This window comes from Pseudomonas sp. StFLB209 (assembly GCF_000829415.1).
Lineage (GTDB): Bacteria > Pseudomonadota > Gammaproteobacteria > Pseudomonadales > Pseudomonadaceae > Aquipseudomonas.
Window position 1 is genome coordinate 4,710,142 of sequence record NZ_AP014637.1, and the last position, 15,775, is coordinate 4,725,916.

The window sequence follows — 15,775 nt, forward strand, 5'->3', positions numbered from 1 at the left end:
TAATGCCGTAGGAGGGGCTTTAGCCGCGAAGGCTTAGCCGCACAAGCTTTGCTCCTGCAACCGATACTGCCCAGGCGTCGCGGCCAGGTGTTTCTTGAATTCGCGCTGCAGGTGCGCCTGGTCGGCAAAGCCGGTTTCACACGCCACATCGGCGATCAACCGGCCACTGCGCAACTGGCTGTGCGCATGCTGAATGCGCCGGTTGAGCAGGTAGGCGTGCGGGGTCATGTGGTAGCGCTGTTCAAAGGCGCGGATCAGGTAAGACGGCGACAGCCCCACAGCGCGACAGATATCGTCCAGGCGCACGGCGTCTTTGAAATGGGCGTTGATGTAGTCAGCCGCCTGTTCGACCCGTGGTGCCGGCTTGCCCGCCAGCGGCCGTGCACCGCCGAGCAGATCCTGCATCAGGCCAAAAAACGCCACCGCCGTGCATTGCTTGTGCAGCAGCGAAGCGTCGCTATCCAGCAACGTGGCGTACAACCCCAGCAAACCTGCAAACAGCTGAGGGTCATGGCTGTGCGACGGGGCCAGCGGCGCAAAGCCGGTGGCAGTGTCATGCGAGATAGCGGCCAGCCACTGTGGGTCGACATACAGCATGATGTACGACCAGGGCTGGTCATCGATGGGGTTGCAGGCATGCACCTGGCCGGGATTCATCAGCACCACGGTCCCGGTGGCGATGCGCAGGGTGGATTTTTCCAGCAGGTAGGTACTGCAACCGGCGGTGATCGCACCGATGGAAAACACCTCATGGGAGTGCGGGGCGTAACACACCTGACGACCATCGGCCACCGAGCGGGCTTCGATGAACGGCAGGTCGGCGTGGCGCCAGAACAGGGGCCTGGCGGTGTGCTGAGGCTTGATTGCGCAGTCCATGTCCAGTGCTCCACCCACCCGATTATCCAGAGCGGGCAGGGTAGCCTGATTGGCGCCGCGATACCATGCCATTGGGCGCCTCACGACTGGCCTGGGTCGTTGCGCAACCGCCACAACAACGCTTGCCGCGCATGGGCGACCCGTGGCTGGCGCAGTGCGCTGGGTGTCCATAGCAGGTAGTAATTGAGTTGCGTGCGGCCCTGCGGGGCGGCAATCTCCATCAGTTCGCCGCTGGCGATCTGGTGCTGGCACAGGTACTGCGGCAAGACGCTCCAGCCCATCCCCTTGACCAGCACATTGCGCAGGGTGCGCAGGTCCTGGCCGACCATCGCCGGTCGCAGCGTCGGCAGTTGCAGGCGGTTGCGCTCCAGCCAGTGGTTGATCAGCGGCAATTCCAGGTTGTAGGCCAGCAGCGGTTGGTCAAGCAGCGCCGCCGCCAGTTGCCTGGCGGCGTTCAGGCGCTGTACGACGCTGGGCGCTGCCACCGCCAGCACGTCGGTGGTCAGAATAAGCTCGCTTTTCAGGCGCTTGTCGGTAGCGCCAAAAGCCGAGATACCCAGATCGCAGTGACCTTCGAGCAGCATCTGGGTGATCAGGTCAGCGCTGCCGGTATGCAGGTGCACCCGGATGCCGGCCTGCAGCAACGGCGGCAACTGATCGACGATCACCTCGGCGAGAAAATCGGCATGGCCGATGATCTGCAGCACCCCCGAAACGTCCTGCGAGCGTGCCCGAGCCGCCGATAACGCGGCCTCGGCGGCATCGAGCCGGTCACCGACATCGGCGGCCAAGTCATCAGCGGCGCTGGTCGGCTGGACGCCATTGTTCAGCCGCTCGAACAACTGTCGGCCGACCGCGACTTCCAGCCCGGCGATGTGCTGCGAGACCGCCGGCTGGGTCAGGTTGAGCGCCCGCGCTGCGCCGCTGATCGAACCCTGGCGGTAGACCTCGATAAAAGTACGTAAGCGAACCAGTGACACGCCAAACCCCATAAATATATTTATGCCTGTCGCAAAATAGCCTTGTTAGCGCGTTCAGGCCAGCCTCCGTAACCTGTTGGCAACCGTAATTGACCCCTTACGGAGGGATCCGACATGTGTGATCAACCCACCGCCGCCGAACTGCAATGCCGTCTGCGCGCCATGCAACAGGCGCACTTGCGGGCCGGGCCGGCAAGCGCCCAATTGCGTCGGGATCGTTTGCAGCGCAGTGCGCGACTGATTCGTGAAAATCATCAGGCACTGAGTCAGGCATTGAGCGAAGACTTCGGTCATCGCAGCCACTATCAATCGCTGGTGGTCGACATGCTGACCACGGTGAAGATGCTTGAAGAGTCTGCCGAGCAACTGGAGCAGTGGATGCAGCCTGAGGTCGTCGCGACTCCCGCCGCAGGCATGCAGGCCTGGATTGAGCAGCAGGCGCTGGGCGTGGTGGGCGTGATCAGCCCGTGGAATTTCCCGATCAATCTGGCCTTCGGTCCGCTGGCCGGTATCTTTGCTGCCGGCAATACCGCCATGCTCAAGCCTTCGGAGCTGACCCCGGCCACCTCGCAGTTACTGGCCGAACTGATCGCCCGTTACTTTGACCCCAACGAGCTGGCCGTGGTGCTGGGCGATGCCAGTGTCGGCCAGGCCTTCAGTGCCCTGCCTTTCGATCACCTGGTCTTTACCGGCAGTACCAGCGTCGGTCGCCATGTAATGCGCGCTGCGGCCGAGAATCTGGTGCCGGTCACCCTGGAACTGGGCGGCAAATCACCGGTGGTGATCGACAGCGATGCCGATATTGCCCAAGCGGTGCAGCGCACGCTGACCATCAAAACCTTCAATGCCGGGCAGATCTGCCTGTCGCCGGATTATGTATTGATGCCCGAAGCCGCAGCCCAGGCGTTTGTCGACGCGGCCAAGGGCTTCATGGCCAGCAGCTTTGCCACGCTGCAGGACAACCCGGACTACACCGCGATCATCAGCCCGCGGCATTATCAGCGGCTGGTTGGCCTGCTGGACGACGCCGTCAGCAAAGGCGCGACGGTGGTGAGCCTGGCGCCCCATGGCGAGCTCGCCTACGACCCTGACACGCGCAAGATCGCGCCGCATCTGGTGCTGGGTGCCACCGATGACATGGCCATCATGCAGGAAGAAATCTTTGGTCCGTTGCTGCCAATCAAAGCGGTTCAGGATCTCAATGAGGCCATCGGCTACATCAACGCTCAACCCCGGCCACTGGCGGCTTACTACTTCGGTGCTGATCCGGCACGCCAGGCTCAATTCAATCAGCGGACCACGTCCGGAGCCCTGGTGATCAACGATGTGATGACCCATGCGGCCATCGACACACTGCCGTTCGGCGGGGTCGGGGCTTCAGGAATGGGCGCCTACCATGGGGTGCATGGTTTCCGGCGCTTTACCCATGCCAAGGCGGTGGTGGTGCAGAGCACCGATGGCGCCTCGAACCTTCGACTGCGCGCGCCGTATGGTGAAAAACATAACGAACTTGTGGCCCTGCTCAAGGCCTGAATACCTATTCACATGGAGAATGCTATGAAAATCCTGATGGTTCTGACCTCTCACGATCAACTGGGCAACACGGGCAAAAAAACCGGCTTCTGGCTGGAGGAGTTTGCCGCGCCTTACTACACCTTCAAGGACGCAGGTGCCGAAGTGGTGCTGGCATCGCCGGCCGGCGGCCAGCCGCCGCTGGACCCGAAAAGCGCAGAGGCTGATTTTCAGACTGAGCTGACCCACCGGTTCAATGCTGACCCGGCCGCGCAACAGGCGCTGGCCAGCACCGTGCGCCTTGATAGCGTCAAGGCTGACGACTTCGATACGGTGTTCTACCCAGGCGGTCATGGTCCGCTGTGGGACCTGGCCGAATCAAAAGACTCGATTGCCCTGATCGAAGCATTCGAGCGCGCCGGCAAGCCCGTCGGCTTTGTTTGCCATGCGCCGGGTGTACTGCGTCACGTCAAGGCTGCCGATGGCCAGCCATTGATCAAGGGCCGTCGGGTGACCGGCTTCACCAACGGCGAAGAGGCTGACGTACAGCTCACCGACGTGGTGCCGTTTTTGATCGAGGATGAATTCATCCGCCTGGGTGGCGTGTACCAGAAAGGCCCGAACTGGGCACCTTATGTGGTCGAGGATGGCAAGCTGATTACCGGGCAGAACCCGGCCAGTTCCGAAGAGGTCGCCAAGGTATTGCTCAAGCAACTGGCCTGAGCCGGATGCGGGGGCGTGGCTACCACGCCCCTGCATGACTTCAGCGTTTTTTGACGTCGACGATTTCCATGATCCGGTTGTTAGTGATCTGCACTCGCAGGTACTTGTCTTCTACCTGAACCCACTGGCTTTCCTTGTCTGGCTCGGGCAGGCCTTTGGCCTTCCAGTCGATGGCGGCAGCAGGGCGGTCCGAATCACCGGGCGCTTTTTCGCCCACCTTGATCGGTGACGGATGCAGGACACCGCCCTTGGCTTCGGTTTGTGGCTGGGGTTGTTGTGCGTTGACCGCCAGGCTGGTGCCGCACAGGGCACCGGCCAGGGCCAGGGCCGCGATCAATGAGGTGCTTTTCATGCGTCTCTCCCTATTCAATCAGCAAAGTGGCGGCTGTATGCCATGCCTGATTAATGGGACAGAGCGGCGAGCAAATCATTCAGCGAATTTTCCCGAGCCTTATTCCAAGGCATATGGGTACCTCTAAAAACGTAGGCGAGACAGTCAGCGCAAGGCGAAAACAGGCGAGGAAGCGGAGTTTACGGGTTGTAAATGAGCATTCTGAGCCTGTTTTCAACGCAGCGATGACAACGCAGGTAGTTTTTAGAGGAGCCCATCCGCTAGGGTTTGCTGCCACGCAGTGGTCGGCCGCCCGATCAACTGGCTCAACTGCTTGCCCTCTTCGAACAGTCCGCCTTGCGCGGCACCGTTGTCGGAGTCAGACAGCAGATCGGCATAGATCAGCGGCAGACCGGCCTTGAGCAGCGCGGCCTGATAGTCGGCTGGCGACAGGTTGACGTAGGGCAGTGGCTGGCCGGCCAGCTCAGCGGCCTTGGCAGCAAACTCGGCCAGCGTGTAGCTACTGTCGCCCGCCAGCTCATAGACCTTGCCGGTCTGGTCATTGGCGGCCAGCAACACCGCCACCGCCGCAGCGGCATAGTCGGCGCGGCTGGCCGAGCTGATCCGGCCTTCGCCGGCGGCGCCATACAGGGTGCCCAGCTGCAGTGCACTGTCGATGGCGGAGGCGTAGTTCTCGGTGTACCAGCCATTGCGCAGCACCACGAACGGTACGCCGCTGCTGCGCAGATAGGCTTCAGTTTGGTGATGCTCGGTGCCCAGCGCCAGCGGTGTGCTGTCGGCACGCAACAGGCTGGTGTAGGCAAGCAATTTGACCCCGGCGCGCTGGGCGGCGTCGATAACGGCACGATGCTGAGCGGTACGCTGCCCCACTTCGCTGGATGATACCAGCAGTACCTTTTCGGCCCCGGCCAGGGCGCTGTCCAGGGTAGCCGGCTGGTTGTAGTCGGCCTGCCGCACCTGCACGCCCAGCGCCTTCAGGTCGCTGGCTTTTTCCGGGCTGCGTACGGCAGCGACAATCTGCGCCGCCGGGATTTTTTCCAGCAGTTGTTCGATAACCAGGCGGCCAAGTTGGCCAGTAGCACCGGTGACGACGATCATGATGATTTCCTTGCGTCTGATTGAAGATGAACCGAGCCTAAACCTTGTGCTAACTTTTAGTAAGTACGTACTAAAAGGTTAGTGCCATGTCAGATATTCCGGCTGCTCCCTCGGTCTTCAGCCAGTCCGTTTTTACCCGCCCTGGTGAATTGATGGCCAGCGAGTGCCCGTCACGCTCGGTGCTGACCCATGTCTGCAGCCGCTGGGGCGTGCTGGTGCTGGTGGTGTTGCGTGGCGGCATGCACCGCTTCAGCGAATTGCGCCGCAAGATCGGCGGGGTCAGTGAAAAAATGCTGTCGCAGACCCTGCAGAATCTGGAGCACGACGGCTTCGTCGAGCGCCGCTCGCTGCCGGTGGTGCCGCCCCATGTCGAGTACCGTTTGACGCCGATGGGCGAGGAGGTCGCCGCGCAGGTCGATGGCCTGGCCAGCTGGATCGAGCTCAACCTGCCGCGCATCCTTGAAGCGCGAGAAGCGTCCAGCGAGCCTGCGGCAGTCTGAAATGAGCGTGGCAGTTTTTCTGAACTGCCAGTGCAGGGCAGCGGTCGACCACAGCAGACCTTCAGCTTCGAGCTTTCAGTTTCGATAGGGAACCCTGCATGTCCAAGACCATTGCCGACCATCTTGCGCTCAGTCTCGCCGCTTCCGGTGTCACCGATATCTGGGGCGTTTCCGGCGACAGCCTCAACGGCCTGTCCGACAGCCTGCGGCGGTTGGGCAAAATCCACTGGCGCCACACCCGTCATGAAGAAGCCGCAGCCTTTGCTGCCGGTGCCCAGGCTGCGGCCAGTGGCCGCTTGGCGGTGTGCGCCGGCAGTTGCGGGCCGGGCAATCTGCACCTGATCAACGGCCTGTACGATTGCCATCGCAGCCGGGTGCCGGTGCTGGCGATAGCTGCGCATATCCCGTCCTCGGAAATCGGCCTGGACTACTTCCAGGAAACCCACCCGCAGGAACTGTTTCGCGAGTGCAGCCACTTCGTCGAACTGGTCAGCAGCGCCGAGCAGTTCCCTCGGGTGCTGGAACGCGCCATGCGCGCGGCAGTCAGCCAGAAGGGCGTGGCGGTGATCGTGGTGCCCGGTGATATCGCCTTGCAGGACGCCCCCGAAGCGCCGTTGAGCAAGGTCGAACCTATCGAGGCCAATGTCGTGCCGGGCGAAGCCGGCCTGCAAGCCCTGGCTGATCGTCTCGATGCCAGCAAGGCGGTCACTCTGCTGTGCGGCGCCGGTTGTGCCGGTGCCCATGAACAGGTGCTGGCGCTGGCCGAGCGGCTCAATGCGCCGATTGTCCATGCGCTGCGCGGCAAGCAGCATATCGAATACGACAACCCCTATGACGTTGGCATGACCGGGCTAATCGGCTTCAGCTCCGGTTACCACGCCATGCTGGGCTGCGACACGCTGGTGATCCTCGGCAGCAGCTTTCCCTATCGCAACTTTTATCCGCCAAAGGCCAAGGTGGTGCAAATCGACCTGGACCCGACCCAGATCGGCCGCCGGGTGCCGGTGGACCTCGGCCTGGTGGGCGGCGTCCGCGAGACCCTCGATGCGCTGTTGCCGCGCCTCAAGCCGCACAGTGACCGACGGTTTCTCGACAAGGCACTCAAACACTACGCCAAATCCCGTGCCGAACTGGATGAACTGGCGACCCCAAGCCCGGCGGGCGAGCCGATTCACCCGCAGTACCTGACCCGGATGGTCGATCAACTGGCCGACCCCGATGCGGTGTTCAGCGTCGATGTCGGCACCCCGACCCTGTGGGCGGCGCGTTACCTGCACATGAACGGCCAGCGCGGTTTGCTCGGCTCGTTCAGCCACGGCTCGATGGCCAACGCCATGCCCCAGGCGCTGGGTGCCCAGGTCGAGTTTCCTGAGCGGCAGGTAGTGGCACTGTGTGGCGATGGCGGATTGTCGATGCTGCTCGGCGACCTGTTGACCGTGCGCCAGTTGAACCTGCCGATCAAGATGATCGTGTTCAACAACAGTTCGCTGGGCTTCGTTGACATGGAGATGAAGGCCGGCGGGTATGTGCCGTTTGGCACCGACTTCAGCGAGATGCACTACGCCGGCATCGCGCTGGGCGCGGGCATTCTCGGCATTCGCGTAGAAAACGCCAGCGAGCTGCCGGCCGCCTTGCGCCGGGCCTTCGATCACCCTGGGCCGGTGCTGCTTGATGTGGTGGTGGCCAAACAGGAACTGGCGATCCCGCCGAAGATCAAGCTGGCCCAAGCCAAGGGCTTTAGCCTGTACATGCTCAAGGCGGTGCTGAGCGGGCGGGGCAGCGAGGTGCTGGAGCTGGCGAAAACCAACTTGCGTTAGCTGCGAGTTGCCAGGGTTTACCAAGCTGGCGCGAAAAGCCCCTTCCTTCAGGTGGGTGATGAAAGCGCCACCGCGAAGCGGTCATAGGGGTTAAGATCCATAAAACCGCCCTATCCTGTGTTTCATGACTGAAATGAAAGCGACCAAAACCCTCAGGATTCGAGTGCGAGACAAGCATGCAGCGCAGCTGCGTGAAGCTTCTCGTGCTGTGAATTTTGTGTGGAACTACGTAAACGAGTTGAGCAGTCGCTCGATTCGTGAGCACGGTCGTTTTCTGTCGGCGTTCGACATTCACAAGTACACCAACGGGGCTGGCAAGGATCTGGGACTGCACAGCCAATCGGTGCAGGCTGTTGCCGACGAATATGTCACACGGCGCAAGCAGTTCAAAAAGTGCCAGCTACGCTGGCGTTGCTCGGGCGGCACTCGGCGCAGCCTGGGCTGGGTGCCCCTAAAGGCCGGCGCTGCTGTCTGGAAAAACGGCCAGGTCGTCTTCAACAAACAGCACTTCAAGGTCTGGGACAGCTACGGCCTGGCGGGTTTTAAATTCAGATCCGGTAGCTTCAACGAAGACACCCGTGGACGCTGGTATTTCAACGTCGTGGTCGAGGTCGACCGGCAGTTATCGCCAGGCCAGGACGCGGTGGGTATCGACCTCGGACTGAAAACCACGGCCACCTGCAGCGACGGTGATCGCCTTGAAAGCGGCAGGTTCTACCGGGATCTGGAGAGCGCCCTGGGCACGGCCCAGCGCGCCGGCAAGAAAGCCCGTGTGCGGGCGATTCACGCCAAGGTTGCGAACCGTCGCAAGGATGCCCTGCATAAGTTCAGCAACGCGCTGGTCGCGCGTTGTGGCGTCATTGTGGTGGGCGATGTGAACTCACTGAAACTCGCGAAAACCAGGATGGCCAAGTCGGTGCTGGACGCCGGCTGGGGTCAATTGAAAACCATGCTGGAATACAAATGCGATCACGCAGGCACGGTTTTCAAGGTTGTTAGCGAGAGAAACACCACCCAAACCTGTTCGAGCTGCAAGCAATTGCCGGACTCGAGGCCGAGAGGTATCGCAGGGCTTGGAATAAGGGAATGGACTTGTTGTGGGTGTGGTGTCACCCACGACCGCGACGTCAACGCCGCAAAGAACATTCTCGCGCTCGGGCATGAGCGTCCAATTGTGGGAATCCCCGCCCTTTAGGGCGGGGAGGATGTCAAGGCTAACAGCGGGCGACTGATGTTTCAGTTAAGGCTGGAGAATGCGCTTAAAGAATACTGGCTAATTGCTAACTAGTGGCCTGTAACCGCAGGGAGGCGGTTACAGAAAATCTTGAATTTCAGCGTTGTGGCCGACGCTGATAATGAACAGATTAACCCGGCATTCAGTGCCAACTAATCGGGCGCAGGCCCGGCCTGTCTAGTTCGGCGTGGGGCATTGAATCGATGCCTTTAAAGATGGATTAGCGCGCTGATCAAGAGTGTGAAAAGTCTGGTAACAGGTTTTTCATTGAGCTGGATCCGTTGGATCGCTTAAAAAGCCACCCGCAAATCAGAATCGCTCAACATGGAAGTAAGCTTTTGCAGGATGCAGTTAAAGGACCTACTGCCGAGGTCCCGTTGTTTCGCCCCGAGGCCATGGCCTCGACGCAGGTGAACCGGTTCGGTCGCGTACTCATTCAGCAACCCTTGGGTTATACGGTTTCGGCGCTGCTGGCGGTGGCGTTGATTGCGCTGATCGCTGCATTCGCCTACTTCGGCACCTACACTCGAAAAGCGACAGTGACCGGTCTGCTGATGCCGGAGCAGGGCATCTTTCGCCTGGCTTCAAGCGGGGCGGGTTACATCGCCCAAGTCAAGGTTAAAGAAGGCCAGGCCGTTGAGCCAGGTGACGTTCTTTTTGTCGTCTCCGGCGAACGATTAAGCGCGGCCGGCGCGACTCAGCAACTAATCTCCGAACAACTGAACCAGCGCCAGTTGTTGCTACAGCGCAACAGAACGCTGGCTGATGAACGAACTCATGGCCAGTTACGCATGCTGGACGCGCGGCTGCGTTCTGTTGAGGAAGAGCAGGCTCGGTTGAGTGAAGAAGTGCAGTTGCTGGGGCGGCGCGTTGAACTCTCCCACGCCCACTTGAAACGCCAACAGGAACTGGTGGCGGCCAATTTTATTTCGCTTGCCCAACTTCAGCAGAGCGAGGCGGACCTGCTCGCGCTGCAGGGGCAGCAGCAGAGCCTGAGACGTACCCAGGCCAATCTGCGGCGTGAACGCACGGACCTGCTGGCGCAGCGGCAGGACACCGAGCATCGTCATCAGGGCGAAATTTCCGACATCGACAGCAGCGTAGCCGTGATCCGCCAGGAACAGGCCGAAAACGAGGTGCGTGGCGAACAGATCATTGCTGCGCCGTTCAGTGGCGTGGTGACCGGCTTGAGTGTTCAGCCCGGCCAGCAGGTGGCGGCCGGCGCGTTGCTGGCCAGTGTCATCCCTCGCCAAGTCAAACTGGCTGCCCATGTCTATGTCGCGGCGCGTCAGGCTGGGTTTGTCGAGCCGGGGCAAACGGCGCTGATGCGTTATGCGGCCTATCCGTACCAGAAATTCGGATCGGCCCGTGCCACGGTGCAGGACATTGTCCGCAGCCCCTATGCCCTGCAGGAATTGCCCGCGCACATCGCCAGCGTGCTGCAAAGCGCAGAGGGGGCCACGCAATTGTTCTACCGCGTGAGCCTGGCTATCGAGGCGCAGGACCTGTTGGTCTACGGCCAGCGCCAGCCGCTGCAGGTGGGCATGCTGCTCGAAGCAGACATCATTCAGGACAAGCGCCGCATCTATGAGTGGGCCCTGGAGCCTATCTACTCAGTGACTGGAAAGTGGTCCACTCAATAAACAAGGATTGTCATGGTGCGTTTTATCGTTTCGGCGTGGCTGGTGCTGGTGGCCATGCCGGGTCTGGTGCAGGCCGATACCCGGCAACCGGTGATGGCCGTCGAGCACATTGCCGAGTACCGGCTGGCCAACGGGCTGACCGTCATCCTCGCCCCCGATAGCTCGGTCGGTACGCTTAACGTCGATCTGGTCTACCGAAGCGGCTCGCTGGCTGACCCGCAGGGCCGCAGCGGTACTGCACACCTGCTTGAACACCTGATGTTCAAAGGCACACCCCAGCGCAGCGGCGAACAACTGACCGATGGTTTGCGCCAGCGTGGCATCCAGTTCAATGCCACCACCAGCTACGATCGCACCCGCTACTCGGCGGTGCTGAGTGACGACCCTCAAGCACTGGATTACCTGCTGGCGCTGGAGGCCGAGCGCATGACGGCGCTGCGCTTCGAGCCTGCGGCCTTGCAGGCGGAAACCGAGGTTGTTCTGCGTGAAATGGAGCGTGCGCAGGGCCAGGCGTTACCGGCCTTGACTCAACAGTTGCTGGCCGCCAGTTGGCAGGACCAGGGCTATGGCCGTCCAGTGCTGGGGCACCGTGATGAACTGCGGCGCATCAGCCTGGACGAGTTACGCCGTTTTCACGCGCTTCATTACCACCCCGCCAATGCCGTTCTGGTGCTGACCGGCAAGTTCGACAAGGCGGCTGCACTGGCGACCATCGACCGGCATTTTGCGCCGCTGCGCTCAACAGCCGAGGCCCCTGCGCTGGTGCTCACCGAACCTGCGGCAGCGCAAGCTCCGGTCACGGTCGAGCTCAAACAGGGCAAGCAGTGGGTGGTTGCCTTGAGCTACCCACTGCCGGCCGCTGCCGACGAGCGCAACCTGGCTGTTTCGGTGCTGGCCGATGCGCTGGCGGGCGAGCCGCATGGCCGTCTTTATCAGGCACTGGTGGTGCCGGGGCATGCGAGTGCTGTGTATGCCGTGCAACAGGTCTTTGGCCGGGGTGGACACTACCTGTTCGGTGCGTTGCTGGAGCATGAAGCGTCCCGTGAGACGGTGCAGCGCATCTTGCTTGAGCAGGTCAAGTTGCTGGCGACCCAGCCGCTGTCTGCCGCCGAACTGCAGCGTTCGAAAACCGTGGCTGCGCACAGCAAAGCACAGTGGTTGAGCAATCCGGCCCTGTTGTCCAGCGTACTGGCAGAGTCGGCGGTGGCGGGCGGCTGGTCTCTGCCGTTCCAGCGCCTGGAGCGCCTGGCACAACTGGATGTGCAGACGGTGAGCGTGCAAAACCGGGCATTGCTGGCCGAGGCCGTGCCGGTGATCGGGCACCTGGCTGCCGGCAGCGGCGCAGCTGTGGCTGTAAGTGAGCCGCCGCCGCGCCCGGTCGCACCGGCCGCCAGCACCGCAGCCGCGACTGAACCGGCGCAGCCCTTGGCGGGAGTGGATGTGCCAGCGTTCAATCAACGCATCATGGCGATTGAAAACGGTATCGCGCGTGGCAGCCTGAACAACGGCATGAAGGTGGCACTGCGACCGTTGCCGGGTTCTGCGCGACCGGTGCAGGGCACCCTGAACCTGCGCTTTGGCGATCTTGAAAGCCTGTGGGGCCAGCGTGCGGTGGCCGAACTGGCTGGCACCTTACTGATACGTGGCAGTCAGCATTCCAGCTATCAGCAGATCGTCGATCGGGTTAACCAGCTGGGCGCGGGTTTGTCTGTGGTGCCGCATGGCGGGGTACTGACGGTGCGTTTCCAGAGCCCGAAACAGAACCTGCCCGAGCTTCTGGCCCTGCTGGCCGAAGTGCTGCGCCAGCCGTCTTTTCCTGCCGAGGGTTTCGACCAGATCAAACGCCAGCGCCTGCAAGCCTTGCGCTCGCCCGCCGAGCCACCTGCGGCTGCCGCAAGCCGGGCATTGCGCCAGCACACTGAGCGTTACGCCCCCGGGGATATCCGCCACCATCCCGCGCCTGACCAGATGTATCAGGCGGTCGAGGCCGTCAGCCGCGATCAGGTACTGGCCTTCTACCAGAAATTCTACGGCACCCAGCACGGTGAACTGGCGCTCAGCGGCGACTTCGATGCCGAGCAGGTGCAGGCGCAACTGAACACCCTGTTTGGTGACTGGCTCAGCCAGGCTCCCTACCAGCGCATCGTCCCGCGTCATGAACCGGTCGCGGCGCTGCGTCAGCACGTGAAGTCCGATCCGGCACCGAGCGGGCATTTTATTGGCCGGCTGCATTTTGCCGCCAATGGCAGCGACGAAGACGCCGCCGCGCTGTTCGTCATCGAGCATATTCTGGGTCGTCATCCGCTGGCCTCGCGGCTGGGCAAGCGCCTGCGCGAGCGGGAGCAACTGAGCTACGACCTGCGCTCTTCAATCCGTATTCCGGCTGCCGGTGACGCCGCCTGGCTCAGCATCCAGGGTGACTACCCGGCCGGTCAGGGTGCCCGGCTGGCCGATATTGTTGCTGAGGAAGTACGGCTGCTGGCGACCAGTGGCATTTCCCAGGCCGAGCTGAGCCTGGCCAAACAGACCATTCTCGGCGAGCGCCAACGCGTGATGGCCGATGATCAGAGCATTCATAACCTGTTGATCGGCCAGATGAGCGAAAACGTGACGCTGGCGGCCTGGGTGACACGCAACGAGGCGTTTGCAGCGGTGACCCAGGAGCAGGTCAACACGCTCGCCCGTCGTTACCTTGAAGTGCCCCGGATGACTGAAATCATGGCTGACGCCAAGCCTGAAAGTACCTCAAGCCATTGAACAGGCGATCCAATGTATCCCTCTTATAAGGGCTTGATGACAGTTGGTCTTTTTCTGCTATTCGCCACGTTGTTGCAACTGGCTTGTCGGTTGTTTTTGCACCTTAACAAACGCCCTTATAACAGGCGTAAAACAGACCCGCTGGTGCTGATGGCGCAGATGATGCTGGCTTGGCTATTTGCCAATACGTGGGTCGGTCTGTTTCTTGATGAGTGACATAACCAGACCGTTTTCTGGTTTTTTGCAGCCGTGCCGGTTTTCAATATCAGCCGAGCCGGTTGCCTGTTTCAAAGACTGCAGCGGTCCAAGGTGTGCAATGGATCCTATGAAGATTAAGTATCAGGGCGTTGTTTTTCGTAGCGGAGGCACGAACGTAAATGGGTTTCTTTAGTGAGCTGCTGTTGACTGTGTTAGTGATGGGGTTGACCTATGGCGTGCTGTACGGTGGTTACCGGGCGTTGAAGGTTGTGACCGGACGCCGGCAAGACAAGAAGTTGGGGCATATTGAAGCTATTGTTTTGATCGTATTGGCGGTTGTGATCGGCAATATGATTATGTCGTTGGCCGTTAAAGGCTGATTTAAACCAGAAAAGGGAATGTAATAATGCGTGAATTGTCCATGAAGGATATGCAGATGGTGGCCGGTGCAGTCGGCCCGGTGGGCGCGGCCATTGGCGCTGCCAGCGCAGCGTCGATGTACTACGGATACTCTGCTACCTCCGGTTCAGGAAGTATGGCCGGATTCGTGGGAAGCGTTGTTGCCGGTGGCGTTGCAGGCTTTTTCACCGGCCCCGCCGTGACCGGTGTTCTGCAGGGCGGGGCTGCCACGATCCTGGGTACCCAGGCCGGTTTCTATGGTGGCATGGCGGGAGGGATGGTCGAAAGCGGGATCAACTCGGCGGGCACCGACTATGCCGGTACAGGTTATCAGTAACAGCGTTGTCAATTGTTCGCGTCTGAAAGTAGCGACCCTCAGTGGATGAGCGTTGCTATTCATGACGCCTGACACGTGTGCTTGTTAATCCATCGCCCAGCGATGGTTAATGTGAGTTTAATTCGACCGTGAGAGTAGGGCGGTGGCCGGTTTATTAACCGGCCACCGCCTGTCAACGCCATCAATGAATATGAATTTTGGTTTGTCCGCTGCCGAGTTTGCCGCGCAGTATCAGGAAAAGAAGCCGCTGCTGATAAAGGGTGCCGTTGAACCTGGCCTGTTTGACTGGGATGAGGTCAATCAGATTTTCGAGCGTAGTGATGTGGCGTCCCATGACTTCAAGTTGTCCTGTGACGGTATCCGGCCCAAACATGAGTACGTCGAAAGTTACTGGGATATCGGGACGCTGCGTCAGCGTCTGATCAAACCGGTGGTCTATGATTATTTACGCCAGGGCGCAACCCTGATTGCCAACAAGATTGCCAATGAGCCGCGCATCAATCATTTTTCCCGGCAGGTTGCCCAGTTTACCGGCAGGCAAGTGGTCAACAGTGCCTATGCCGCGTTTGGCACCCGCGATTCGTTTCGGGCGCATTGGGATACCCGCGACGTATTTGCCATTCAACTGATTGGCCGCAAGCGCTGGATTGTTTACGAGCCGACATTTGCAGCGCCGCTGTTCACTCAGCAGAGCAAGGATTACGAGCATCTTTATCCGTGCCCGGAAACACCGTACATGGATTTTGTGATGGAAGCCGGTGATGTGTTTTATCTGCCGCGTGGCTGGTGGCATAACCCGCTGCCGCTGGGCGAGCCGACGTTTCATCTGGCGCTGGGGACCTTCCCGGCCTACACCATGGATTACCTTGGCTGGGTCATGCAGCAACTGCCGCAGTTCGTGCAGGCCAGGCAGTCATTAAGCGATTGGTCGAACGATCAGCCTGCACTGGCCGATGTGGGCCGGCTCATCGACGGATTTATCAACGATCCCCACAACTACCAGCGCTTCATGGACGAGTTCACCGGGGCGCTGCGAGTGGAGTCGCCGTTGGCCATCGAGGTGTTTGGCGATCCGGCCAACCTTCAGCTCGATGACCAGACGCGCCTGCGTCTGAGTGCCCAGCGGGTTCAGGGGCTGGGTGAGGGTTATGTGATTGCCAACGGTGCCCGGCTGGTGCTGGACGAGCAGGGTGTGCAGCTGATTCGCTTGATCATCGAGCATCCCGGTATCAGCCTGGCGCAACTGCGCGCCGCCCATCCCGGCACCGATGCCGCACGGTTGCACAGGCTGGTTGCCGATCTTTGCCAGCAGGATGTGCTGGAGCGTGTACGTGACTGACCGGGCGATC

General features: G+C 60.9%; 15 protein-coding genes. 11 read left to right on the forward strand and 4 right to left on the reverse strand.

Features of this window, described 5'->3' with window-relative positions; genetic code table 11:
- Nucleotides 1-33 precede the first annotated feature (33 nt).
- Together PSCI_RS21285 and PSCI_RS21290 are read right to left on the reverse strand one after the other, a co-directional pair.
- Nucleotides 34-876, reverse strand: a complete 843-nt coding sequence (locus PSCI_RS21285; RefSeq protein WP_045490793.1) for a helix-turn-helix transcriptional regulator — start codon at nt 874-876, stop codon at nt 34-36.
- A gap of 80 nt (nt 877-956) precedes the next feature.
- Nucleotides 957-1,856, reverse strand: a complete 900-nt coding sequence (locus PSCI_RS21290; protein ID WP_045494716.1) for a LysR family transcriptional regulator — start codon at nt 1,854-1,856, stop codon at nt 957-959.
- A 114-nt stretch (nt 1,857-1,970) separates the two neighbouring features.
- Here PSCI_RS21290 and PSCI_RS21295 point away from each other — a divergent pair, with 114 nt between their 5' ends.
- Both PSCI_RS21295 and PSCI_RS21300 read left to right on the forward strand, forming a co-directional pair.
- On the forward strand, nt 1,971-3,389 hold the full coding sequence (locus PSCI_RS21295; RefSeq protein WP_045490795.1) for a coniferyl aldehyde dehydrogenase: 1,419 nt from the start codon (nt 1,971-1,973) through the stop codon (nt 3,387-3,389).
- Nucleotides 3,390-3,413: 24 nt separating this feature from the next.
- Complete coding sequence (locus PSCI_RS21300) at nt 3,414-4,091, forward strand: type 1 glutamine amidotransferase domain-containing protein (RefSeq protein WP_045490797.1); 678 nt, start codon at nt 3,414-3,416, stop codon at nt 4,089-4,091.
- A 40-nt stretch (nt 4,092-4,131) separates the two neighbouring features.
- Here the strand turns inward: PSCI_RS21300 and PSCI_RS21305 are convergent, their stop codons facing one another.
- Nucleotides 4,132-4,443: an RcnB family protein gene (locus PSCI_RS21305; RefSeq protein WP_045490798.1), complete on the reverse strand. Its 312-nt coding sequence runs from the start codon at nt 4,441-4,443 to the stop codon at nt 4,132-4,134.
- Nucleotides 4,444-4,686: 243 nt separating this feature from the next.
- Nucleotides 4,687-5,541, reverse strand: coding sequence for an SDR family oxidoreductase (locus tag PSCI_RS21310; protein WP_045490799.1), 855 nt, complete (start codon nt 5,539-5,541; stop codon nt 4,687-4,689).
- Nucleotides 5,542-5,627: 86 nt separating this feature from the next.
- Here PSCI_RS21310 and PSCI_RS21315 point away from each other — a divergent pair, with 86 nt between their 5' ends.
- The 9 genes from PSCI_RS21315 (at nt 5,628) to PSCI_RS21355 (ending at nt 15,765) form a co-directional block, all read left to right on the forward strand.
- Complete coding sequence (locus PSCI_RS21315) at nt 5,628-6,041, forward strand: winged helix-turn-helix transcriptional regulator (protein ID WP_045490800.1); 414 nt, start codon at nt 5,628-5,630, stop codon at nt 6,039-6,041.
- Nucleotides 6,042-6,139: 98 nt separating this feature from the next.
- Nucleotides 6,140-7,858, forward strand: a complete 1,719-nt coding sequence (gene poxB, locus PSCI_RS21320) for a ubiquinone-dependent pyruvate dehydrogenase (protein WP_045490801.1) — start codon at nt 6,140-6,142, stop codon at nt 7,856-7,858.
- A gap of 133 nt (nt 7,859-7,991) precedes the next feature.
- On the forward strand, nt 7,992-9,053 hold the full coding sequence (locus PSCI_RS21325; protein ID WP_045490802.1) for an RNA-guided endonuclease InsQ/TnpB family protein: 1,062 nt from the start codon (nt 7,992-7,994) through the stop codon (nt 9,051-9,053).
- Nucleotides 9,054-9,430: 377 nt separating this feature from the next.
- Nucleotides 9,431-10,735: an HlyD family secretion protein gene (locus PSCI_RS21330; protein ID WP_144403303.1), complete on the forward strand. Its 1,305-nt coding sequence runs from the start codon at nt 9,431-9,433 to the stop codon at nt 10,733-10,735.
- A 12-nt stretch (nt 10,736-10,747) separates the two neighbouring features.
- Nucleotides 10,748-13,492 (forward strand): M16 family metallopeptidase, encoded by a 2,745-nt coding sequence (locus tag PSCI_RS21335; protein WP_052483470.1) that lies wholly within the window; start codon nt 10,748-10,750, stop codon nt 13,490-13,492.
- A 12-nt stretch (nt 13,493-13,504) separates the two neighbouring features.
- Nucleotides 13,505-13,708, forward strand: coding sequence for a hypothetical protein (locus PSCI_RS21340; RefSeq protein WP_045490805.1), 204 nt, complete (start codon nt 13,505-13,507; stop codon nt 13,706-13,708).
- 161 nt (nt 13,709-13,869) lie between these two features.
- On the forward strand, nt 13,870-14,070 hold the full coding sequence (locus tag PSCI_RS21345; RefSeq protein ID WP_045490806.1) for a hypothetical protein: 201 nt from the start codon (nt 13,870-13,872) through the stop codon (nt 14,068-14,070).
- Nucleotides 14,071-14,096: 26 nt separating this feature from the next.
- Nucleotides 14,097-14,426 (forward strand): hypothetical protein, encoded by a 330-nt coding sequence (locus PSCI_RS21350; protein WP_045490808.1) that lies wholly within the window; start codon nt 14,097-14,099, stop codon nt 14,424-14,426.
- Between the two features lie 184 nt (nt 14,427-14,610).
- Complete coding sequence (locus PSCI_RS21355) at nt 14,611-15,765, forward strand: JmjC domain-containing protein (protein ID WP_045490810.1); 1,155 nt, start codon at nt 14,611-14,613, stop codon at nt 15,763-15,765.
- Nucleotides 15,766-15,775 lie beyond the last annotated feature (10 nt).

What these genes read in the sequence shown, in the direction of transcription:
- PSCI_RS21345 (WP_045490806.1), top strand. Translation starts at nt 13,870, where the DNA reads ATGGGTTTCTTTAGTGAGCTGCTGTTGACTGTGTTAGTGATGGGGTTG.
- PSCI_RS21315 (WP_045490800.1), top strand. Translation starts at nt 5,628, where the DNA reads ATGTCAGATATTCCGGCTGCTCCCTCGGTCTTCAGCCAGTCCGTTTTT.
- poxB (WP_045490801.1), top strand. Translation starts at nt 6,140, where the DNA reads ATGTCCAAGACCATTGCCGACCATCTTGCGCTCAGTCTCGCCGCTTCC.
- PSCI_RS21325 (WP_045490802.1), top strand. Translation starts at nt 7,992, where the DNA reads ATGAAAGCGACCAAAACCCTCAGGATTCGAGTGCGAGACAAGCATGCA.
- PSCI_RS21300 (WP_045490797.1), top strand. Translation starts at nt 3,414, where the DNA reads ATGAAAATCCTGATGGTTCTGACCTCTCACGATCAACTGGGCAACACG.
- PSCI_RS21350 (WP_045490808.1), top strand. Translation starts at nt 14,097, where the DNA reads ATGCGTGAATTGTCCATGAAGGATATGCAGATGGTGGCCGGTGCAGTC.
- PSCI_RS21340 (WP_045490805.1), top strand. Translation starts at nt 13,505, where the DNA reads ATGTATCCCTCTTATAAGGGCTTGATGACAGTTGGTCTTTTTCTGCTA.
- PSCI_RS21310 (WP_045490799.1), bottom strand. Translation starts at nt 5,541, where the DNA reads ATGATCGTCGTCACCGGTGCTACTGGCCAACTTGGCCGCCTGGTTATC.
- PSCI_RS21355 (WP_045490810.1), top strand. Translation starts at nt 14,611, where the DNA reads ATGAATATGAATTTTGGTTTGTCCGCTGCCGAGTTTGCCGCGCAGTAT.
- PSCI_RS21305 (WP_045490798.1), bottom strand. Translation starts at nt 4,443, where the DNA reads ATGAAAAGCACCTCATTGATCGCGGCCCTGGCCCTGGCCGGTGCCCTG.
- PSCI_RS21285 (WP_045490793.1), bottom strand. Translation starts at nt 876, where the DNA reads ATGGACTGCGCAATCAAGCCTCAGCACACCGCCAGGCCCCTGTTCTGG.
- PSCI_RS21295 (WP_045490795.1), top strand. Translation starts at nt 1,971, where the DNA reads ATGTGTGATCAACCCACCGCCGCCGAACTGCAATGCCGTCTGCGCGCC.
- PSCI_RS21335 (WP_052483470.1), top strand. Translation starts at nt 10,748, where the DNA reads ATGGTGCGTTTTATCGTTTCGGCGTGGCTGGTGCTGGTGGCCATGCCG.